18 protein-coding genes and 1 riboswitch are annotated in these 21,920 nt (G+C 66.4%); of the genes, 5 read left to right on the forward strand and 13 right to left on the reverse strand.

The genetic code is table 11. From position 1 onward, the window contains the following. Positions 1 to 102: 102 nt before the first annotated feature. From hrpB to ET21_RS0110500, 5 genes are all read left to right on the forward strand, one after another. Positions 103 to 2,601: an ATP-dependent helicase HrpB gene (gene hrpB, locus ET21_RS0110480; protein ID WP_030539635.1), complete on the forward strand. Its 2,499-nt coding sequence runs from the start codon at positions 103 to 105 to the stop codon at positions 2,599 to 2,601. A gap of 60 nt (positions 2,602 to 2,661) precedes the next feature. Next, positions 2,662 to 2,940, forward strand: coding sequence for an ETC complex I subunit (locus tag ET21_RS0110485; protein ID WP_021237309.1), 279 nt, complete (start codon positions 2,662 to 2,664; stop codon positions 2,938 to 2,940). Positions 2,941 to 3,057: 117 nt separating this feature from the next. Beyond that, on the forward strand, positions 3,058 to 3,300 hold the full coding sequence (locus ET21_RS0110490) for an acyl carrier protein (RefSeq protein ID WP_030539636.1): 243 nt from the start codon (positions 3,058 to 3,060) through the stop codon (positions 3,298 to 3,300). A gap of 168 nt (positions 3,301 to 3,468) precedes the next feature. Beyond that, the gene (locus ET21_RS0110495) at positions 3,469 to 4,731 is read left to right on the forward strand and encodes an aminotransferase class I/II-fold pyridoxal phosphate-dependent enzyme (protein ID WP_030539637.1); all 1,263 of its coding nucleotides are present in this window, start codon (positions 3,469 to 3,471) and stop codon (positions 4,729 to 4,731) included. Positions 4,732 to 4,851: 120 nt separating this feature from the next. Further along, entirely contained in the window at positions 4,852 to 6,843 is a 1,992-nt protein-coding gene (locus ET21_RS0110500) for an ATP-binding protein (protein ID WP_030539638.1), read from the forward strand. Here ET21_RS0110500 and ET21_RS0110505 read toward each other — a convergent pair. The 13 genes from ET21_RS0110505 to ET21_RS0110570 form a co-directional block, all read right to left on the reverse strand. Continuing rightward, positions 6,800 to 7,684, reverse strand: a complete 885-nt coding sequence (locus ET21_RS0110505; protein ID WP_030539639.1) for a hypothetical protein — start codon at positions 7,682 to 7,684, stop codon at positions 6,800 to 6,802. The genes ET21_RS0110500 and ET21_RS0110505 overlap by 44 nt on opposite strands. Before the next feature lie 325 nt (positions 7,685 to 8,009). Further along, positions 8,010 to 8,654, reverse strand: coding sequence for a DUF938 domain-containing protein (locus tag ET21_RS0110510; protein ID WP_030539640.1), 645 nt, complete (start codon positions 8,652 to 8,654; stop codon positions 8,010 to 8,012). Beyond that, positions 8,651 to 10,222 carry an aminomethyl-transferring glycine dehydrogenase subunit GcvPB gene (gene gcvPB / locus ET21_RS0110515; RefSeq protein WP_030539641.1) on the reverse strand — a complete coding sequence of 524 codons (1,572 nt, stop codon included), beginning with the start codon at positions 10,220 to 10,222 and terminating at the stop codon, positions 8,651 to 8,653. Before gcvPB ends, ET21_RS0110510 begins: the two co-directional genes overlap by 4 nt. Positions 10,223 to 10,318: 96 nt before the next feature. After that, complete coding sequence (gcvPA, locus tag ET21_RS0110525) at positions 10,319 to 11,677, reverse strand: aminomethyl-transferring glycine dehydrogenase subunit GcvPA (RefSeq protein ID WP_030539642.1); 1,359 nt, start codon at positions 11,675 to 11,677, stop codon at positions 10,319 to 10,321. Between the two features lie 114 nt (positions 11,678 to 11,791). Then, on the reverse strand, positions 11,792 to 12,163 hold the full coding sequence (gene gcvH / locus ET21_RS0110530) for a glycine cleavage system protein GcvH (RefSeq protein ID WP_021237300.1): 372 nt from the start codon (positions 12,161 to 12,163) through the stop codon (positions 11,792 to 11,794). A 22-nt stretch (positions 12,164 to 12,185) separates the two neighbouring features. Further along, a complete protein-coding gene (gene gcvT / locus ET21_RS0110535) occupies positions 12,186 to 13,337 on the reverse strand; it encodes a glycine cleavage system aminomethyltransferase GcvT (protein WP_021237299.1) in 1,152 nt (383 codons plus the stop codon). Between the two features lie 173 nt (positions 13,338 to 13,510). Continuing rightward, positions 13,511 to 13,610, reverse strand: a riboswitch (glycine riboswitch). A 69-nt stretch (positions 13,611 to 13,679) separates the two neighbouring features. Then, positions 13,680 to 13,970, reverse strand: coding sequence for a hypothetical protein (locus ET21_RS0110540; RefSeq protein WP_021237298.1), 291 nt, complete (start codon positions 13,968 to 13,970; stop codon positions 13,680 to 13,682). Between the two features lie 45 nt (positions 13,971 to 14,015). After that, on the reverse strand, positions 14,016 to 15,173 hold the full coding sequence (locus ET21_RS0110545) for a deoxyguanosinetriphosphate triphosphohydrolase (protein WP_030539644.1): 1,158 nt from the start codon (positions 15,171 to 15,173) through the stop codon (positions 14,016 to 14,018). Positions 15,174 to 15,183: 10 nt separating this feature from the next. Continuing rightward, complete coding sequence (locus ET21_RS0110550; RefSeq protein ID WP_081856672.1) at positions 15,184 to 16,920, reverse strand: tetratricopeptide repeat protein; 1,737 nt, start codon at positions 16,918 to 16,920, stop codon at positions 15,184 to 15,186. 185 nt (positions 16,921 to 17,105) lie between these two features. Continuing rightward, positions 17,106 to 18,572 carry a cell division protein FtsZ gene (ftsZ, locus tag ET21_RS0110555; protein ID WP_030539646.1) on the reverse strand — a complete coding sequence of 489 codons (1,467 nt, stop codon included), beginning with the start codon at positions 18,570 to 18,572 and terminating at the stop codon, positions 17,106 to 17,108. 109 nt (positions 18,573 to 18,681) lie between these two features. Beyond that, positions 18,682 to 19,968 (reverse strand): cell division protein FtsA, encoded by a 1,287-nt coding sequence (gene ftsA, locus ET21_RS0110560; protein ID WP_021236350.1) that lies wholly within the window; start codon positions 19,966 to 19,968, stop codon positions 18,682 to 18,684. 4 nt (positions 19,969 to 19,972) lie between these two features. After that, positions 19,973 to 20,929, reverse strand: a complete 957-nt coding sequence (locus ET21_RS0110565) for a cell division protein FtsQ/DivIB (RefSeq protein WP_021236351.1) — start codon at positions 20,927 to 20,929, stop codon at positions 19,973 to 19,975. Further along, on the reverse strand, positions 20,922 to 21,863 hold the full coding sequence (locus ET21_RS0110570) for a D-alanine--D-alanine ligase (protein WP_030539647.1): 942 nt from the start codon (positions 21,861 to 21,863) through the stop codon (positions 20,922 to 20,924). The genes ET21_RS0110565 and ET21_RS0110570 overlap by 8 nt, the downstream gene beginning before the upstream one ends. Between the last annotated feature and the right edge of the window lie 57 nt (positions 21,864 to 21,920).

Here is a 21,920-nt window from a genome sequence, read left to right on the forward strand (position 1 = left end):
GGGGAGGGGGACATGCAAAGCATGGTGGAGGGGAAAATGCACAGCCTCGCCATATCTCCTCCACCCTTGCAGCCTGCGCCAAATGGCGCGACACGCACAGCGATGATCACCCTGCCCATCCATGCCGTGCTGCCCGATCTGCTCGCCAGCTTGCGCCGGGGCAGCAATGCCGTGCTGGTCGCGCCGCCGGGCGCGGGCAAGACGACGGCGGTCGCGCCCGCCCTGCTCGACCAGCCATGGTGCACGGGTCAGGTGCTGCTTCTGTCCCCGCGCAGGCTGGCGGCGCGCGCTGCCGCCGAACGCATCGCCGAACTGATGGGCGAGCAGCCGGGCGGGACCGTGGGATACGCCACGCGGATGGATTCCAAAGTCTCGGCCCGCACCCGCCTATTGGTGCTGACCGAAGGCATCTTCGTGCGGCGGATTCAGGATGACCCGGAACTGTCCGGCATATCGGCCGTGCTGTTCGACGAAGTGCATGAGCGTAGCCTGGACAGCGATTTCGGGCTCGCGCTTGCTCTGGATGCGCAGGCGGCATTGCGGCCGGACCTGCGCATCGTACCGATGTCGGCGACGCTGGACGGCGCGCGCTTCGCCCAATTGCTGGACGGCGCGCCGGTGATCGAAAGCGAGGGCCGCATCCAGCCGCTCGAACTGCGCCATGCCGGGCGTTCGGCGGAAAAGCGGATCGAGGATGACATGGCCGCCACGATCCGCCGCGCGCTCAGGGAGGAAGCGGAGGGCGACATCCTCGCCTTCCTGCCCGGCGTGGCGGAGATCGAGCGCACGGCCGATCGGGTCGAGGGCGAGGACATTGAACTCCACAAGCTGCACGGCAGTCTGGACCCCGCCGCCCAGCGCGCCGCCATCCGCCCCTCGCGGGAGGGACGGCGCAAGCTGATACTGGCGACCTCCATCGCGGAAACCAGCCTGACCATCGACGGGGTGCGGATCGTCATCGATTCGGGGCTGGCGCGGCGGCCCCGCTATGACCGGGCGGCGGGCGTCACCCGGCTGGTGACCGAACGGGCTAGCCAGGCGGCGGCGACGCAACGCGCGGGCCGCGCGGCGCGGCAGCGTCCCGGCGTCGCCTATCGCCTGTGGGAAGCGGCTGCGACTGCGGGCATGCCGCCCTTCGATCCTCCCGAAATATTGGAAAGCGACCTGTCCGGCCTGCTGCTCGACTGCGCGCTGTGGGGCGTCGGCGACCCTGCCGCCCTGCGCTGGCTCGATCCCCCGCCCGCCGCCGCGGTGAGCGAGGCGAGGAAGCGGCTGACGGTGCTGGAGTCGCTCGACGCCGATGGACGGATCACCGCCCACGGCAAGGCGCTGGCCAAGCTGCCGCTGGAACCGCGCATCGGCCATATGCTGGTGCGCGCGGCCGAACTGGGTCTGACCGGCGTGGCAGCCGAAGTCGCCGTGCTGCTCGGCGAGCGCGGCATTGGCGGGCAGGATGCGGACCTCTCGCAGCGGCGGCTCCGCTGGCGCCGGGAAAGCGGCAGGCGGGCGGACGCGGCGCGCGCCATGGCCAAGCGCTGGGCAAAGCTCGTGACGTCCCCCTTACCGCTGACGGGAGGTGCCGGGGGTGGGCCAGCCCAGACGCCCGCGACCCGTCCACCCGGTGCTGACTTCGAACACGCCACCGGCATCTGCCTCGCGCTCGCCTTCCCCGACCGGGTGGCGAAGCGCCGTTCCGGCGATGGCGCGGAATGGGCGAGCGTGGGCGGGCGCGGCTTCCGGCTCGATCCCCTGAGCCCGCTGGCGCGCGAGGAATGGCTGGCCGTGGGCGAGGTGCAGGGCAGCGCGGCGGGCGCGCGCATCCTGTCCGCCGCCGCCATCGGCGAAGCGGATGTGCTGGCACTTTTCGGCAGCCATGTGGCGGAACACCGCACCGTGCGCTTCCGCCCTGAAACCGGCGGGATCGAGGCCCTGCGCGAACGCCGCCTCGGCGCCGTGCGCCTGTCCTCCGGCTCCGACGACCGTCCCGATTCCAATGCGATAGTTCACTCGCTAGTTGAAGGCGTGCGTCAAGGCGGCCTCGACCTCCTCCCATGGTCCGATGCGGCGCGATCGCTGCGCACCCGCGCGGCTTTCGCCGGGGTGGAGGCGCTGTCCACCGAAGCGCTCATGGCAAGCCTCGACGAATGGCTCCCGCCCTTGCTGGCGGGCAGGCGGCGGCTGGCGGATATCGACCGCTCGCAACTGTCCGCCGTGCTGGAAGGACTGATCGGCTGGGACGGCAAGCAGCAGCTCGACCGGCTCGCCCCGCCCGAATTCCGCTCGCCAGCGGGAAGCAGCCACCCGATCGACTATGCGGCCGAAGGCGGGCCCCGTGTCGAATTGCGGGTGCAGGCGCTGTTCGGCCTCAGCGAACATCCGGTGGTGGGCAGCGCGCGCATCCCGCTGGTGCTTTCGCTCACCTCGCCCGCCGGGCGGCCGATCCAGACGACGCGCGACCTGCCGGGCTTCTGGTCGGGAAGCTGGAGCGCGGTGGCGAAGGAAATGCGCGGGCGCTATCCCCGCCATCCCTGGCCTGACGACCCGGCGGGCGCGGCGGCGACGCTGCGCACGAAACGTGCCGACGCGCGCGCCAAGCCTTGACTTTGCGCCGCGCGCTGGTGCAACGCAAAGGCGGTTTCCCAAAGGGAGTTTGACGCTTCGATGTCCGCGCGCATCCACCAGATCCAGAAGAACGCCATGCAGTCGGGCAAGGCGAACACCGACAAATGGGTGCTGGAATTTGCCGCCGCCGAAGCGAAGCGGCCCGATCCGCTGACTGGCTGGGCCGGTTCGGGCGACACGCAGAGCCAGGTGCGGCTGACCTTCCCGTCGCGGGAGGCCGCGATAGCCTATGCGGAAAAGCACGGGCTTGACTACAGCGTCATCCCCACCCCGCCCAAGACGCTGAAGATCCAGGCCTACGCCGATAATTTCCGCTGATGGTGGCGGTGGCGGCACAATCGGGCGCGATCATGCCTGATTGCCGCCTTATTCCCTTGCCAAGAGGCGGGGCTTGGGGGCACAAGCCGCCCCTTCATGGGAAAGCCTGAACAGATAATGACGGATCGCCAGCAGATTTTCGACAGCATCGCGGCGCAGATCGCTCCCTTCAACAAGAAGGGTGTCGAACTGACCGAGGCCACTACATTCGCGGGCGACCTGGAATGGGACAGCCTGACCGTCATGGATTTCGTGGCGGCGATCGAAGACGAATTCGACATCATCATCACCATGAACATGCAGGCCGAAATCGAAAATGTCGGCCAGCTTGTGGATGCCGTGGCGAAGCTGAAGGGCTGAACGGCCTGAAAAGATATTCCGTTCGTCCTGAGGAGCGATTGAGCCCGCCGGGCCGAAGACGGCCGGAGGATATGGCCTGCGAAGGACCCGAAACCGGGCGCCCCTGCTCTGGTACGGACCTTCGGCTGCGCTCAGTCACTGCTCGCGCGAACGGCTAGGGAAATGAATATGCCCGAAGCTGCTGAAACCGCCACCGACGCCCACACGCCCGCCGAAGTCGCAGGCGCGCGCGACCTTTTTTCCAAATTCGATCCCCTGATCGCGGAGCGCGAGGCGCTGCTGGCCACGGGCGTGCGCGACCCGTTCGCGATCGTCATGGATGAGGTCAAGTCGCCGACCCTGGCCGTCATCAAGGGCAAGGAAACGATCCTGCTCGGCACCTATAACTATATGGGCATGACATTTGATCCCGATGTGGTCGCCGCGGGCAAGAAGGCCCTGGACGAATTCGGCGCGGGCACGACCGGCAGCCGCGTCCTCAACGGCACTTATCAGGGACACAGGGAGGTCGAGGACGCGCTGAAGGATTTCTACGGCACGTCCAGCGCCATGGTCTTTTCGACCGGCTATCAGGCCAATCTGGGCATGATTTCGACGCTGGCGGGCCGGGGCGACTATGTCGTGCTGGACGCGGACAGCCATGCGTCCATCTATGACGGCTGTTTCTTAGGGGATGCGGAGATCGTCCGTTTCCGCCACAACAGCGTCGAGGATCTGAACAAGCGCCTTGGCCGCCTGCCCGCCGACGCGCAGAAGCTGGTGGTGCTGGAGGGCGTCTACTCAATGCTGGGTGACGTCGCGCCGCTGCCCGAAATGGTGGCCGCCGTCCGCAAGCATGCCAACTGCATGATCCTGGTCGATGAAGCGCATGGCATGGGCTTTTTCGGCCCCAACGGCCGCGGCGTCTATGAAGAACAGGGCGTCGAAAAGGACGTGGATTTCATCGTCGGCACCTTCTCCAAATCGGTCGGGACGGTCGGCGGATTCTGCGTATCCAACCATCCCAAGTTCGAAGTGCTGCGGCTGGTCTGCCGCCCCTATGTTTTCACCGCCTCGCTGCCGCCCAGCGTTGTCGCCACCGCCGCCACATCGATCCGCAAGCTGATGCATGCAGGCGAAAAGCGGGCGCATCTGTGGAAGAACAGCCAGCGGCTGCACAAGGGGCTGACCGATCTCGGCTTCACGCTGGGGACCAGGGAACCACAGTCGGCGATCATCGCCGTCATCCTGACCGATCAGGCGCAGGCCGTCGCCATGTGGCAGGCCCTGCTGGAGCTTGGCCTTTACGTTAACATGGCGCGTCCTCCGGCCACTCCTGCCGGAACCTTCCTGCTGCGTTGCTCGCTATGTGCGGAGCATAGCGATGAACAGGTCGGACAGATCATCGCCATGTTCGAAGCTGCGGGACGGGCGACCGGCGCTCTCGGCTGATCGCGGGCGCTGCGCTCCGGCGACGAAGCGAGACGCAGGTGAGACGAACGGAGGCGATAGGGAGGAACCTTCCTATCCTCGCCATTTCGCCTGCAACGCTGTTCGACTAATGTGTTCATAATGCCGGACAGCTATCTTATGGAAGAGCAGGCGACAGGATGGCGGGCAGCGGTGGGGCGCTTGCTGCCGCTGATCCTTGTCATACTGCTCATCGGCTCGCTCGGCACCCTGCTCTACAATGCCAGCAACGCGTCGCGCGACCATGAACGCGCGTTGCAGGAACAGCGCCGCAGTTTTGAGATCATCGCCCTCGCCCGCGCCTTCGAAGCGAAGACCGCCCGCGCCGAAGTCACGCTGGCGCGCTATGTCATCAGCCTTGATCCCGATGTCGGCCGCCTGTTCCAGGACCAATGGCGCACCGCGTCCAGCCAGTTGAAGCTGCTGCGCTACGCCACCCGCCAATCAGGCTGGCAGCGCAACAATGTCCGCGAACTGGAAACCGCCTTCAACCAGCGCGGCAAGACGCTGGCGGAAATCGGCCTGCGCACCACCTATGACCAGAAGATGGCAGCGCTCGGCCAATTCCACCGCGCTGGCCGGTCGGAGGATCTGAAGCGCATTACCGCCCTGCTCGACCGGGTGATTCGCGCTGAAAATGCCCGGTTGCAGGAACGCAGCGTCGCGGTGACGCTGGCGGGCAACCGCACTGAATGGGTGGGCAAGACGTCGCGCCTGTTCGGGCTGGTGCTGCTGGTCTGCGTGCTGTTCGCGCTCTGGATCGCGAACGCAGCCTATACCGAGCGGCGCAATGCCGGCCGCATGGCGGAGATGGAGGCCGAACGCGCCGACCGGCTGGAGGCCGCCGTTGCTGCGCGCACGGTCGAACTGTCCGGCGCCTATGAGCAACTCAAGAAGGAAACGGCCGAACGCGCCGCGGCGGAAGAAAATCTGCGCCAGATGCAGAAGATGGACGCGGTCGGGCAGTTGACCGGCGGGATCGCCCATGACTTCAACAATATGCTGGCGGTGGTCGTGGGCGGGCTGGAGCTTGCCAAGCGCAAGCTTCGCCTCAAGCCCCGCGAAGCTGCCCATCATCTGGACAATGCGCTGGAGGGCGCGAATCGCGCCGCCGCCCTGACCCGCCGCCTGCTGGCTTTCGCCCGGTCCGAACCGCTGCTGCCCAGCGCGGTCGATCCCGAAGCGCTGGTGTCGGGAATGGCGGACCTGATCGACCGCTCCATCGGCGACCAGATCAAGGTTTCGATCATCAACCATGCCAGGGGCTGGCACATTTTTGTCGACCAGCATCAGATGGAAAATGCGATCCTCAACCTGTGCGTCAATGCGCGCGACGCGATGGACGGGCGCGGCAAGCTGGTGATCGAAACCGCGCAGGTCCATCTGGCCGCGAATGAAGTCGGCGAATGCGCGCAGGGCGATTATGTGATGCTGAGCGTCACCGACGATGGCTGCGGCATGAGCCCTGACGTCGCCGCGCGCGTGTTCGAACCCTTCTTCACCACCAAGCCGGTGGGCAAGGGCACCGGCCTTGGCCTTAGTCAGATTTTCGGCTTCGTGCGGCAGAGCGAGGGCGAAATCCGCATCGATACCGAAGAAGGCAAGGGCACCAGCGTCCATATTTATTTACCGCGCAAGGGTGCTGCGGAGACGGGCGCGCGCACTGATGCCTCGGCAGGCGAGCGTGAACCCGTGCTCCACCCCCCCACCCGAATCCTGGTGGTGGAGGACGACCCGCGCGTACTGAACCAGACAATGGCCGCGCTGGCCGAACTGGGCCATCTGCCGGTCGCCTGCGAACATCCGTCGCAAGCCGCAAAGCTGCTAACCAGCTATCGCGACATCGGCCTGATCATCAGCGACGTGTTGATGCCCGACATGACCGGGCCGGAAATGGTGCGCAACCTGCCCCCCGCCTTCGCCAGCCTGCCGGTGCTGTTCGTCACCGGCTATGCGGGCGACACGGCGCTTAGCGCTGATTTTGGCGGCCATGAGGTGCTGCGCAAGCCCTATACGCTGATGGGCCTGTCGCAGGCCCTGTCAAACGCGCTTAACGGATCGCACCGCCCCGGAACAGCCGCGGCAGCAGAGTAAGCGCGCCCAGCAAGGGCCAGCGCCGCTGCCACGGCTTGATCTGGATCGCCGTGCCCGCATGGCGGTTGATCTTCCACGCCAGATAATCGATGCCGCCCGCATAGGTGAAGCTCGCCTTGGCAAGCCGGACGACGGACAATATTTTACCCCGCCGCTGGAGCCGCCGCCAGCGCTTGGCTGCTTGGGCCGCAGACGGAGATGGCGGAAGTCCCTGCGCCAGAGCCGCTTGCCCGAACAGGCGGTAACGTTCCGGGTCGGCATCCACGATCGATCGCGAACGCCCCTTCCGCTCCGCGCGCAGCTCCGCATTATAGGTGAGGGAAAAGCCGGTCTCCCAGAGGGCAAGCACATCATCGGGTGCCTGCGTCATCGGCCGGGCAAGTGAAAGCAGCGTCGGCGCGGCGCTGGCGGCGGCGCGAATGGCGCTCCGGCGCGCCTCATCATCCCTGACCCAGAGCAAGCGCGCGGGCTGGGCGAAACGCGCCCAGACCGAGACATTGTCCGCCGCCGGGCTGTTCAGCCGGGCGAAGTCAGCCTGCGACAGCACGGCATATTTGGCGATCAGTCCATCATGCTCGAAAGGGAAGACATTGGGCGGAATCATCCGGTTCGCCGCCGCCAGCCAGCTTTTCCCATAAGCGGCGCGATAGTCCGAAACGATGAGGTAGAAGTCCAGCATCAGCCCATCGAGATTCTTTTCCCGAAGGCAGGAACCGTAGAAAAGCACCGCCCGCGCCGCCTGCGGATAACGGGCGGCAATCGCCCCCGCCATCGCAACGGCGCGCGGGTCGGCCGGGGCAGCAAGTTCGGCGGTGACAAGGGACAGGAGCTGGTCGGCCATTGCGCCCCATTATCCATTCGGCGCGGAATTGTCGAAGGCCGCTCTTGATTGTCGGTGAGTAAGCGGACTGCAACCCATCCGGCGCCTCCACAAGGTGCTCCTGCGAAGGCAGATCCCAGTCCCACCTTCAGAATATTGTGCCTACAGGCCTGAGCCGCTTCTCAGCCCGGAGCCGTCGAGCCACAAGCCTGCATCTTCCAACGGCTTTGCATTGAGGCAAGTGAACTTCGAAAAGCCCTGCCGTTGGGGGAAGGCTGCCCCGCCCCGCGACGCTTCGGAACTGGGCTCCTGCCTTCGCAGAGAACATTGGCGCTTCTGGCGCTCGTCAAAAAGGCCGCCGGAACAACAACGAAAGATTATTGGCAGGCATTTCGACCAAGCGCTGAAAATCCAGCCCCTCCTCGTCCGCTATGGCGATCACATCCTCGACCCGCCGCAAGCCCCACGCCGCGTCCCGCGCCCTTAGAGACGCATCGAAGGCGAGATTGGAGGGAGCAGTCACGATGCCTTCACGAAAATAAGGGCCATAAAGATAGAGCAGGCCGCCAGGCGGCAGCACCTTTCCCGCGCCTTGCATCAGCCCGATCGCCGCCGCCCAAGGGCTGATATGCACCATGTTGATGCAGATGACCGCATCCGCCTTGTCCACCGGCCACTGCGCCGCAGCGTCGAGCTTGATCGCGGGCAGGAGGTTGGCCAACCCCGCTTCCGCGCGCCACGCCTCGATCGACGCGAGCGCCGCCGGATCGGGATCGCTGGGCTGCCAATCGAGCGCGGGCAGCGCGGTGGCGAAATGGACCGCATGTTCGCCGCTGCCGCTCGCCACCTCCAGCACTTGGCCGGAAGGCGGAAGCTCGTCCCGCAGGACCGCCAATATGGCGTCGCGATTGCGCTCCGTCGCTGGAGCGAAGCGCTTGCCCGCGACGGCGGGGCCGGAGCCCGGTTGCCAAGGCTCCGGCCTGTCCGTCATTCGGCGGCCTGCGCCGCCTGCGGCTCTGTCCAGGTGAGCACCGGCTTGCGCGCGGCGAGCGTCTCATCCAACCGGCGGCGCGGCGCATAATAGGGCGCGCCCTTGAGCGCCGCGTCCCCTGCCTTCGCCCGTTCAGCCAGGCTGCGCAGCGCCATGATGAACTGGTCGAGCGCGGCCTTGCTTTCCGTCTCCGTGGGCTCAACCAGCATCGCCCCATGGACCACCAGCGGGAAATACATAGTCATCGGGTGGAAGCCTTCGTCGATCAGCCCCTTGGCGATGTCCAGCGTGGTGAAGCCTTCGGCCAGCCCCTTGTCGCTGAACAGTGCCTCATGCATGCAGGGCCCGCTCTGTCCGAACGGCGCATCCAGCACATCGTCCAGGCTGCGCAGGACATAGTTGGCGTTCAACACCGCATCGCCCGCGACCTGACGCAGGCCGTCCGCGCCATGGCTGAGGATATAGGCGAGCGCGCGGGTGAACATGCCCATCTGGCCGTGGAAAGCGACCATGCGGCCGAAGGTCTGGGCATGGTGATCCTCCGCCGTCTCCTCCTCCACCAGCACGAATTGATCGCCCCTGCGCTCGACGAAGGGCAACGGCGCGAAGGGAGCCAGCGCCTGGCTCAGCACCACCGGGCCGGAGCCGGGACCGCCGCCGCCATGGGGCGTGGAGAAGGTCTTGTGCAGGTTGATGTGCATCGCATCGACGCCCAGGTCGCCGGGACGGACCCGGCCGACGATGGCGTTGAAGTTCGCGCCGTCGCAATAGACGAAGGCCCCGGCGGCATGGACCGCGTCGGAGATGGTCTTCATGTCGCGCTCGAACAAACCGCAGGTGTTGGGATTGGTGATCATCACCGCAGCGACATCGGGGCCGAGCCGCGCCTTCAAGGCCTCCAGATCGACGCGGCCGTCCGGGGTCGCGGGAATATCCTCCACCTTGTATCCGCAGAAAGCGGCCGTGGCAGGGTTGGTGCCATGCGCGCTTTCGGGAACGAGGACGACGCTCCGCGCATCGCCCCGTGCTTCCAGCGCCGCGCGGATCGCGAGCAGCCCGCACAGTTCGCCATGCGCGCCCGCCTTGGGGCTCATCGCGACCGAGTGCATGCCGGTCAGCTTGATCAGCCATTCCGCCAGCTCATGGATCACCGCCAGCGCGCCCTGCACCGTCGATTGGGGGCTAAGCGGGTGAAGATCGGCGAAGCCGGGCATCCGCGCCACCTTCTCATTCAGGCGCGGATTGTGCTTCATGGTGCAGGACCCAAGCGGGAACAGGCCAAGGTCGATGGCGTAGTTCTGGCGGCTGAGGCGCGTATAATGGCGCACCGTCTCCTGCTCCGACAGGCCGGGCAGGCCGATGGCGTCCGTGCGGGCCAGACTGCCGAGGCGGCTTTCCACCTTGGGCGCCTGTGCGAAATCGACGCCGGTCGTATCGGTGGAGCCGATCTCGAAGATCAGCGCCTCTTCCAGCATCAGCGCGCGGTTGCCGGTGGCAGTGGCGGGCGCGGCGTCGGCTTCGGTGACGGCTTGCGGCGCAGTGGGGCGGCCTTCCTTGAGCATCGTCATATCAGAACTCCTTCCCGCACATCATCCGTTCGCCCTGAACGCTACGATCAGGCCTGGGCTTCGACACGCTCAGCCCGAACAGGGAGAGGAACGACATCATGCCAGTTCCTCCTCAAGCGCAGCAGCCAGCGCTTCGACATCCTCCACCGTCACCGTCTCGGTAACGGCGACCACCAGCCCTTGCCCAATCTCCGGCGCGTCAGGGAACAGGCGGCCCAGCGACACGCCCGCCAGCACGCCCTTGTCAGCCAGATTGCGCACCACCTCGCGCGCATCCTTGGACAGGACCAGCGTGAATTCGTTGAAGAAGCTGTCGTTGAGCAACTTCACCCCCGGCACCTGCGCCAGCCGGTCCGCGGCCTGCACCGCCAGCGCATGGTTGAGGCTCGCCAGTTCGCGCAGGCCTTTCTCGCCCAGCAGCGTCATGTGGATGCTGAACGCCAGCGCGCAGAGACCCGAATTGGTGCAGATGTTCGACGTCGCCTTTTCCCGGCGGATGTGCTGCTCGCGAGTCGAAAGGGTCAGCACGAAGCCGCGCTTGCCCGCCGCATCCACCGTCTCGCCGCACAGGCGTCCCGGCATCTGGCGGACATATTTCTGCTTGCACGCGAACAGGCCGAGATAAGGCCCGCCGAACTGCAAGCCGACGCCGATCGATTGGCCTTCGCCCACGACGATGTCCGCGCCCATATGGCCCGGCGCCCGGCAAGCGCCCAGCGCAACAGGCTCCGTCACCACCGCGACCAGCAGCGCGCCCGCTTCATGCGCCGCGTCCGCCAGCGGGGTCAGGTCGGCGATGCGGCCCAATATGTCGGGATATTGGACGACGACGCAGCTTGTGTCCTTGTCGATGCCCGCGATCAGCGCGTCGATATCGGTCGCCGCGTCGAGCCTGGGCGCTTCATGCACCAACGCGTCGCCGGTGAACTTCGCCATGGTACGCGCGACGGAGACATAATGGGGATGCAGGCCGGACGAGAGCAGCGCCTTGCCGCGCTTCGTGATGCGGCGGGCCATGCCGATCGCTTCCCAGCAGGCGGTGGAGCCGTCATACATGGATGCGTTGGCCACGTCGCAGCCCAGCAGCCGCGCGACCTGCGTCTGGAATTCGAACAGCACCTGTAGCGTGCCTTGCGCTATCTCCGGCTGATAGGGCGTGTAGGCGGTCAGGAACTCGCCGCGCTGGATCAGATGATCGACGCTCGCCGGGACATGATGCCGGTAAGCGCCCGCACCCAGGAAAAAAGGCGCTTCCCCAGCCGACAGGTTCTTCCGCGCAAGGGCCGCCATGTGACGCTCGACCGCCAGTTCGCTGGCATGGTCGGGAAGACCGGCAATCTTCCCGGAAAGCCGCGCCTCTGCGGGCACGTCCACGAACAGGTCATCGACCGAGGACACGCCGATGACGGACAGCATGTCCTGCCGGTCCGCATCGGTTAGGGGTAGGTAGCGCATGTCATTCTCCACTCCCCTCCCGCTGATGGGAGGGGCCGGGGGTGGGTTTGTTGCGGAGATGGCGCTAAAGGCCTTCCCCTCATTCCTCCCGCCAAAGGGAGGGGACTTTCCTGATCAAAGGCTCGCCACGAACTTCTTGTAGGCGGCTTCGTTCATCAGGCCTTCCAGTTCGCCGGGGTCGGAAATGCGCAGCTTGAAGAACCAGCCATCCTCCTCGGCATCGCTGTTCACCAGAGCGGGCTCATCCTCCAGCGCTCCGTTGGTTTCCACCACTTCGCCCGAGATCGGCGCATAGACGTCCGACGCGGCCTTGACCGACTCCACGACGGCGGCGTCGTCGCCCTTTTCAAAGGTCGCGCCTTCGGCAGGCAGTTCGACGAACACGATGTCGCCCAGCTGCTCCTGCGCATAGTCGGTGATACCGACGGTGGCGATTTCACCTTCGACATCGATCCATTCATGTTCGTCGGTAAAATAACGGCTCATGCTTCTACTCCCCTCGGAAAAGTCAGGCCTTGCGGCGATAGCGGTGCGGGACGAACGGCATGGGCACGACCGTCGCGCCGATGCGCTTGCCGCGCACCTCGATCTGGAGCGCGGTGTCCAGCGCCGCATGCGGCAGGCTGACCCAGCCCATGGCGACCGGCGCGCCCACGGTCGGCGCGAAGCCGCCGGACGTGACCTCCCCCACCAGAACGTCGCCAGCATAGATTTGCGCGCCTTCCCGCGCGGGCAGGCGCCCGTCGATGCGCAGCCCGACGCGCTTGGACCCTGGCCCTTCGGCAAGCTCCTTCATCACGCGCGCGTGGCCGATGAAACCGCCTTCCTCGCGGCGGCGCTTCTGGATCGCAAAACCCAGGTCCGCGCCAATGGCGCTGACGGCAGGCGTCAGGTCATGGCCGTAAAGCGGCAGCCCCGCCTCCAGCCGCAGCGAATCGCGCGCGCCAAGGCCGATCGGCTTCACCTGCGGCAGGGCGCACAGCGCATCAGCCAGCAGCGCCGCGTCACTGGCCGGAAGGCTGATCTCGAACCCGTCCTCGCCCGTATAGCCCGACCGGCTTATCCACAACGGCACGCCGCGCCATTCGAACAGGCCGCACTGCATGAACAGCAGACCGGCGGTTCCGGGCACCAGCGTAGCCATCGCCTCGCCCGCCTGCGGTCCCTGAAGCGCGAGCAGCGCCTGCTCGTCCATATGGTTCATGACCACTTCATCGGGCAGATGCTCGATCATCCAGCCGATATCGTCATATTTGGTCGCACCGTTCACGACCATGTAGATGGCCGCGCCGTCGAACGCGCCATCGCCCAGGCGCGACACCATAAGGTCGTCCAATATGCCGCCATCCTCGTCCAGCAGCATGGAATAGCGCTGACGGAAGGGCTTGAGCCCCTTGATGTCGCTGGGCAACAACAGTTCCAGCGCGTCGTCCGCACCTTCGCCCGAAAAGGTCAGCTGCCCCATATGGCTGACGTCGAACAGCCCGGCATGATCGCGGGTCCAGGCATGTTCGGCCATGATCCCTTCATATTGGATCGGCATGTGATAGCCCGCAAAGGCGACCATGCGCGCGCCCTTCGCGCGATGCCAGGCATCGAGCGGCAATTCCTGCGGCGGCAATTCTTCTTCCAGATGGGTGACGTCTTCATTGCCGGACATGAGCGGCCTTTCCGTGCGGGTTACTGGCGACAAACGCGCGGGACCGCAGCCGGTCCATCACTTTGCCACCCCCTCTGTCACGGAACCTGAGAGCTTTGACCACCGGCATACGGCCGGACGGCTTACCCCTTCGGTGGGACGGCGCGTGAGGCCATCCGCTTTCCAGAGTGCCTGCCCATGATGCGGTCCTTTGGCCTGAGAGATTCCGGGGCGGTTGCTCCTTCGGCGACGGGTTGGCCTCAAAGGCGTCCCATACTCTCCCGCATCATGCCCAGGGGCCGAATCCAACCGGACCCTGGAGACCCCTTCGCATTGCTGGAAATGCAGCGCGGCGTCAATCGCTCAATCGGCTCCCTCCTCTTTCGCCAGCCGCTGGGCGAGGGAAAGAGCCGCCTTGCGCAGCCGCTCCAGTTCCGCCATCGCGCCGGGGTCGCCCAGCGTGACGCCTCCCAACCCATCCTCACCCTCGAACAGGCGCAGAAAGCGGTCGACCCCCGCGAAGTTCGAATCCGCGACCAGATGGCGGCAAAGATCGATCCTGCCCGGCCATAGCCTGTCACCCTGCGCGCGCAGAAAAGTGGACAGGTCCTCCATCTGGGCTGCAAGCGCGGCGATCTGGGGATGAAGGTTCATGTGCGCACGCTATGCCGGGCGCGGGACCGGCGCAAGCTCCGCGCATCAGGCGGGCGTCAGCGCTCCGAAAATATCCGCATGGCGCCGCTCGGCATAGCGGTCCGTCATGCCAGCGATGAAATCGGCGATGTGGCGGCTGCGGCTGGGTTCGTCCGGCGGACAGCCATCGCGCCATTCGGGCGGCATCAGGCCGGGCTGTTCCCGGTAGGCGTGGAACAGGTTCCTCACGATGATGCGGGCGCGATCGGCCGCCGCGAGCTGCGAGGGGTGATGATAGAGCATGGCGTACATGAAGCGTTTGAGGTCGCGCTCCTGCGCCGCCAGCTCCGGGGAAAAGCCGACCAGCGTCTCGCCAGCGGCGCGCACATCCTCAACCGTGCGAACGCCCGCCCTGCGGATATTGTCCCGCGTGGCGGCAATCAGGTCGTTCGCCATGACGCCGATCTGCTCACGCACCAGTTCGCGCAACAGCCGGTCTTCGGCGACATCGGGATAGCGGGCGCGCACCCTGTCCCAGCAGCTTTTCACCAGCGGCACGCTCAACAACTGGTCCAGCGTCAGCAATCCCGCGCGCAGCCCGTCATCGATATCATGATTGTCATAGGCGATGTCGTCGGACACCGCCGCCAGTTGCGCCTCCAGCGACGCATGGCGGCCAAGGTCCAGCGGAAACAGCGCATCGACCTCGCGCATGGCCCAGCCGGGACGTTCGACCGGACCATTATGCTTGGCCAGGCCCTCCAGCATTTCCCAGCTGAGGTTCAGGCCATCGAACAGCGGATAGGGCGATTCCAGCAGCATCAGCGTGCGCAGCGTATGGGCATTGTGATCGAAACCGCCATGCTGGTCGAGCGCGGCTTCCAGCGCATCCTCCCCGGCATGGCCAAAGGGCGGATGGCCGATGTCATGGGCCAGGCACAGGGCCTCGGTCAGGTCTTCGTTCAGGCCCAGCGTCCGCGCGGTCGTCCGTCCGATCTGCGCGACCTCCAGGCTGTGGGTCAGCCGGACGCGATAATGATCACCATCGGGGGACACGAACACCTGCGTCTTGTGGCGCAGGCGGCGGAAGGCGATGGAATGGATGATGCGGTCCCGGTCGCGCTGGAACATATCGCGCGGGCCGCGCACCTCGCCGCCGATTTCGGGGTGCAACCGGCCACGGCTGTGGTCCGGGTGCGACGCATAGAGGGCAAGGCTCGTCATGCGGGAGCCTTTACTTGCTCCCCAGCCTTTCGACCACCTCTCCCGCATCGCTTTGCCAGGCGAAGGCGTCAGCCCCTGCCGTCTTGAGCTTCGATTCCACCGTCTTGGCGCGGGCGAAGCTGGCGAAGGGACCGATCAGCAGCCGGTTGGTGCGGCCCCAGCTTGCGACCCACCCGTCCTGCGGCGCGACATCGTCATATTTGCGGCGCAGATTCTTGAGCGTGAAGGCCAGCGCGCCGCGATCACTGCCCGTACCGATCTGGACCCAGTTGCGGGACGGATTCGCCGCCAGGCGGGCCTTTTCCTCCGCCGCTTTCTTCGCCTTTGCATCGGCTTCGGCCTTTGCCTTGGCCGCTGCCGCTGCTTTCACCTTCTCTGCCGCGGCGGCTTTTTTCGCCTGTTCAGCGGCGGCCTCGCGTTCGGCGCGGCGGGCGGCCTGGAGCGCGGCGATCTCATTAAGGTCTACGGCGGCGACGGCGGGCTGCCGTTCCGACTCGGGCACGTCGATGGAGCGGATAATGTCCGCCAGCGTGCGCGTCGCTTCGGGATTGGGCTGCGGCGGCGCGGGCGTTGCTGCTGCCGAAGCGGCAGGCTGGGCTGGCGCTGCCTGCTGCGGCGACGGCTGGGGCGCCGCGGCCGGGGCCGGAGCCTGGGGCTGCGCGGCGGCCGGAGAGGCGGGCGGCTGGCTCGGCAGCGACTCAAAACCGGGCGCAGGCGGCCCCTGCACCTGCGCGCTTCGCGGTTGGGCCGGAGGCGTCGCTGGCGTGGCGGGCCGGGGCAGGGCTGGCGGCGTGGCAGGCTGCGGCGCTGGCTGGGTCTGAACCGGCGCTTCAACCGGAGTCGTCGCCGTAGCCGTGGCCGTGCGCGTCTGCGCCGCAGAGGCAGGAGCAGGCGCCGGTAGAGGCGCGGGAGCGGCGCGGCGGCTCTCCGCCCTGGCCAGCGTGCTGCGCCCGGTCGAGGAACGGGGTTGTGCCGCCTGCCGGGCAGGCGTTGCCACCGCCGCCGGGGCAGCAGGCTGCGCCGGGACGGCGGCCGCAGGCGCGGGCGTCGGCGTCACCGCCGCTATGGTCGTGCCTACACGCGCCGGGAAATGACCAAAATGCACCGCTGCGGCTTTCTGCGCCGGGGTCAGGTAGGGCATCTTCTGCATATAGGGCGTCAACGCCGCCGCGAGTTGCCCCGGCATGGTCTGGCTGGCGATCTTGCGCGCATCATCCTGCCGGTTGTTCATCGCCAGAATGAAGGCGCGAAAACGCCAGGCGGGCCGGTCGCTCTTGTAAAGCAACGGCTGCAACACCTTGTCCGCCGCTTCCACCTGACCGGATATACCCAGCGACGCGGCATAGCGGTAAATCAGTTCGCTATTGTCCGGCGTCCGTTTGAGCGCGGCCTGATAATCCCGCTGCGCGCCCGCCTGGTCTCCGGTCAGGTCGCGCGCAAGGCCCCGGTCGCTCAGCAACGCCGCTTCGGAATAGCCCAGCCGCGTCGCCTGATCGAACAGCTTCAACGCCTCGGCCGGGTTCTGCGTCTTGAGCATCACCCTGCCCAGCCCCGCCTTGACCCTGCTATTATTAGGCTGAAGCGTGTCGGCGCGTGCGAAGAAGCCCGCCGCCGCGCGCGTGTCATCCAGGTCGATTGCCGCCTCGCCCGCGCCGATCAGCGCTTCAACGTCGCGCGGATTGGACGCAAGGCGCGACAGTTGGCGGTTGAGCGCTTCCGTACTGGACGGCCGGATTGGCTGCACCATGCCCGTTTGCGCCTGAGCGGTGCCTGCTAGAAGCAGCCCCGCAACGATCGATAAAGCCGGAGTTTTCACACCATTCCTTTAGCGGATTGCTGCGTGAATGGACAATTTACCATGACGAAAAGCGCGCCGGATCGCCTTGGACGATAGACGGTGCGCTCTTGAACCGCCGGGCGGCTGCCCGGGGATTACTGGTTGCTCTGACGGTTGAGGAAGCGCGGAATGTCCGGCGTCGTGCCGTCATCCTCGGCCGCAGCCGTATTCTTGTCCGCGCCGCGTGTGAGGCCGGCCATGCGCTCGAACAGTGTGCCGCCCGTGGCGACGCGAGGTGCCGGTTGCGGCGCGGCGGCTGGCGCGGGCGCGGGGCGCGCTGGCTGCGGCTCTGCCTCTTCGGCGCCCAGCAGCAGTTCGTCCTGCGACGGGTCCTCGTCCGAGAAGACGGCGGCCGGACGCGGCGGCGCCAAGGAGGCGGGCTTTTCCGCAGCGGGAGACGCCAGCGGGGCAGGCTCCGGCGCGGCGGGCACGTCGAGTTCCAGCGGCTCAGGCTCCGGCTCGGCCGCAGCGGCAGGCGCCGGGGCCGGAGCAGGCTGCGCCGCCGGGCGCGGCGTTGCGGCGGCGCTCGGAACGGCTACGGCCGGGCGGCTGGCGAAACTGAACGGCTGGGTCAGCGGAGCAGCGCCAGCGGTTACTTCGCTGTCGATGCCGGTAGCGACAACCGACACGCGGATCTTGCCGTTGAGGCCGTCATTGAAGGCCGAACCCCAGATGATGTTCGCATCCGGGTCGACAAGTTCGCGGATATGATTGGCTGCTTCATCCACTTCCATCAGGCGCATGTCGTCACCGCCGACGATGGAAACGATGACGCCCTTCGCGCCGCGCATCGACACGCCGTCGAGCAGCGGGTTGGCGATCGCCTTCTCCGCCGCCTGGAGCGCGCGGCCGTCGCCTTCGGCTTCGCCGGTGCCCATCATCGCCTTGCCCATTTCGCCCATCACCGAACGGACGTCAGCGAAGTCGAGGTTGATGAGGCCCGGCATGACCATCAGGTCGGTGATGCCGCGGACGCCCTGCTGCAACACCTCGTCAGCCATCTGGAAGGCTTCCTTGAAGGTGGTGTTGGGGTTCGCGATCAGGAACAGATTCTGGTTGGGGATGACGATGAGGGTATCGACATGCTTTTGCAGTTCCTCGATGCCCGATTCCGCCGACTTCATGCGGCGGTTGCCTTCGAAGGTGAAAGGCTTCGTCACGACGCCGACGGTCAATATGCCCTTGTCGCGCGCGGCCTTGGCGATGACGGGCGCAGCGCCGGTGCCGGTGCCGCCGCCCATGCCCGCCGCGATGAAGCACATATGCGCGCCTTCCAGCGCCTGTTCGACCGAAGCGATCGTCTCTTCCGCCGCCGCCTTGCCGATTTCGGGACGCGATCCCGCGCCCAGCCCTTCGGTGATCTGCGGGCCAAGCTGGATGCGCCGCTCTGCGGGCGAAGCGTTCAGCGCCTGCGCGTCCGTGTTCGCGACGATGAAATCCACGCCCTCGACCGACGCGGCGATCATGTTCGCGATGGCGTTACCGCCCGCGCCGCCCACGCCGATCACCGCGATGCGTGGCTTCAACTCATCCACATGCGGTGGGCTGATCTCAATGCTCATAAATTCTAGCTCCCTCCAGCTCCGGCGACATGAGCGAAACTGTCATCGAAGGTTAATGCAACAGAAAATAGCGTATTTCACCAGTAAAATTCGTTCTGCTTCGGATTATTCAATAGTTGGTCTTTATGGCTCTTACCATACGCTGCCACCATTGCGGCGCGCCGATACGGTGCACGGTCTGTGGCGCGGACGCTATCGTCCTAAGGTCAACCGGGTTCGAAGCGCCGTAAAGCGCAAGTCCCGCCAGCGTCGCGAAGGCCGGGCCGCTATGCGCTTCGGGCATTGCGGCAAGTCCGCGGGGCCGTCCGATCCGCACCGCGCGGCCCAGCGCGCCCTGCGCATAATCGGCGATGCCCTTCATTTCCGCGCCCCCGCCGGTCAGCACCACCTGCCGCCCGGTGGGCGTGTTGAAGCCCATGCCAGCGAGCGCCGCATTGATCTCCGTCATCAACTGGTTCAACCGCTCGCAAATCACCGCGACCAGCGCGGCGCGCGTTATCTTGCCCCCATCGGCATTCGGCCCGGCATTCTGCCCCGGAAGCGCGACATCGCCATGCGGCGGCGCGATCTCGATCATCTCGCGAAAGTCGCGGCGGTTCTGCATCGCCGAGCCATAGAAGCATTTGATCCGCTCCGCCTGGCTGCGGCGGATGCCGAAGGCGGAGGCGATGTCGTCCGTGATGTCCGAAGCGCCGATCGGGATGCTGTGCAGCCCCACCAGCATGCCGCCCGCGTAGAGGGACACGTTGGTAACGCCAGCGCCCATCTCCACCAGCGCGACGCCCAGGTCCCTCTCCTCCTCCGACAGGCAGGCAAGCCCCGTCGCGATGGGCGAGGCGACGATGCTGTTGACGTTCAGATACGCGCCCCGCACGCACAGGTCGAGATTGGCGAGCGGCGCGCCGTCCGCCAGCACGACATGGATATCGACGCCCAGCAGGTCGGCATGCATGCCCAGCGGCTTCTTCACCGGCACGCGGCCGTTGATGGTGAAGCAGGTCGGCTGCGCATGCAGCACCACGCGGCCATCGGGGTCGATGCCCTGCTGCCCCGTGGTCAGCAGATCATCTATATCGGCCTGCTCGATGCGGTAGCCGCCCATGTCGCGCTCGACCGTGACGACGTCGCTGACCAGGCTGCCGCCCGAAAAGCTGACCCACACATCCTCGATATTGGTGCCAGCGACACGTTCGGCCTGCTCCACCGTTTCGCGCACGGCGAGTTCGGTGCGCTCCATGTCGGCGATGAACCCCCGGCGCACGCCCCGGCTTTCCCTCTGACCCGTACCCAAAATCGCGAGTTCGCCCGTCTCGGTTCGCCCGGCGATGAGCGCCGACACCTTCCACGATCCGATGTCGATCGCGGTGACGAGCTTTTCGACCTTGGGCTGGGGCATGGGGTCAGCCCTCCTCGCCGATAGGCTCTGGATCAGCGTCAGCCTTGGCAGCACCCTGCGCGGCAGGCTTCTCCCGCGCCTGATCCTGCGGCAGGCGCAGGACGAAACGGTCGGGATCGCGCATGTCGAATTTCACGATCCCGCGTCCCAGCAGGCGATTGACCCCGTCCATGCGGGCGAAATTGACCAGCGCGGTGGCAGAGGCCCTGTCTCCTTCCGGCAGGGAAAGCGTTTCCCCCGACTGAAAGCGCAGGTCCCAGCGGCGGTTCCCGACCCATGTCGCCCCGGCCAGCATCGGCTTGAGCGCGGGCGCATTTTCCATCAGCTTGTTGAGCCCCGCCGTCTGGCGGTTGGCGCTCGGCCCCACGACCAGCGGCAGGTCGGGCATGGCGCTTGGCGACACGGATTGCAGCACCACGCCCTGCACGTCGATCAGGTGCAACTGGCCATCATGCTGCCATACGGCGACCGGGTCCCGCTCCACGATATCGACCACCAGCGTATCGGGCAGGCGGCGGGAAATGCGCGCATCCTTGACCCAGCCAAGCCGCATCATCTCCGCCCGCACCTTGGGCAGGTCGAGCGAGAGCATGGAACGGTCCACCTGGCCCAGCGCGATATTGTAGACGGGCAGCTCGTCCATCCGCTCGACGCCGCGCACCTCGACCTTCTGAACCTCGAAACCGGCATTGGCGGCGATCTCCGCGGCCTTCTGCCCGGCCATGGCGGGAACGCCCGACAGCACGGCGATCCCGGCGATGGCCGCAACCACAATGCCCACGATCGCCCAGCTTGCCATGCGCTGCAACGTGTCTTCGCTGACCGGCAGGGCATGGACCATGCGCCCGGCCCAGCTACGCCGCTTGCCTGGTTTCCCTCGCCCGCCGCCATTGCGTCCGCCCATGGAGGCGGTGCGCGTCAGCCGCGCCGTTCCGCCACGCCGGATGCGTGCCTCAGCCATGCCCTGCCCCCTTCAACGCGTCCTCGACGATCCGTTCGACCAGTTCCGCATATTCGATGCCCAGCTTCGCCGCCTGTTCGGGCACAAGGCTGAGCGGAGTCATCCCCGGCTGGGTGTTCACCTCCAGCAGGAACAGCCCTTCCACGCCCTGGCTGTCGTCCCAGCGGAAATCAGACCGCGACGCGCCCCTGCATCCCAGCAACTGATGCGCGCGCAGCGCGATCGCCTTGCATGCCTCTCCAATCTCGGCCGGAATATCGGCGGGGCAGACATGCTCGGTCATGCCGTCGGTATATTTGGCATCGAAGTCATAGAAGCCGCTCTTGGGGCGCAGCTCCGTCACCAGCAGCGCCTCATCACCCAGAACGGCGGTCGTCAGTTCCCGGCCGCGGATATAGGGTTCGGCGAGCAACTGGTCGAAATGCTGCCAGGGCCCTTCGACATCGCGGCCTATGGGAAACCCGTAATTGCCCTCCTGCGTCACGATGGCGACGCCGACGGAACTCCCTTCATTGACCGGCTTCACGACATAGGGGCGCGGCAGCGGATCGCGATCGAACAGGCTGGCGCTCTCCACTATGTGACCGCCGGGCATCGGAATGCCATGCGGCACCAGCGCCTGCTTGGTCAGTTGCTTGTCGATTGCGATCACCGATGTTGCGAGCCCCGAATGGGTGTAGGTAAGGCCCATCAGGTCCATCATGCCCTGCACCGTGCCATCCTCGCCAGGGACGCCATGGAGCGCATTGAACACGACATCGGGCCTGACCTCGGCAAGGCGCTGCGCCACGCCGCGATCCATGTCGATCCGCGTGACCTTGTGCCCGCGCGATTCCAGCGCCTTCGCAACGCCCTCCCCGCTCATCAGCGATACGGGCCGCTCCGCCGACCAGCCGCCCATCAGAACGGCGACATGCCAGGGACCGCGCGTCATTTCAGCATCTCCATGAATATACCGTTCGGGCCGAGCGAAGTCGAAGCCCTGCGCTGA

Source organism: Sphingobium sp. DC-2 (assembly GCF_000722555.1).
Lineage (GTDB): Bacteria > Pseudomonadota > Alphaproteobacteria > Sphingomonadales > Sphingomonadaceae > Sphingobium > Sphingobium quisquiliarum.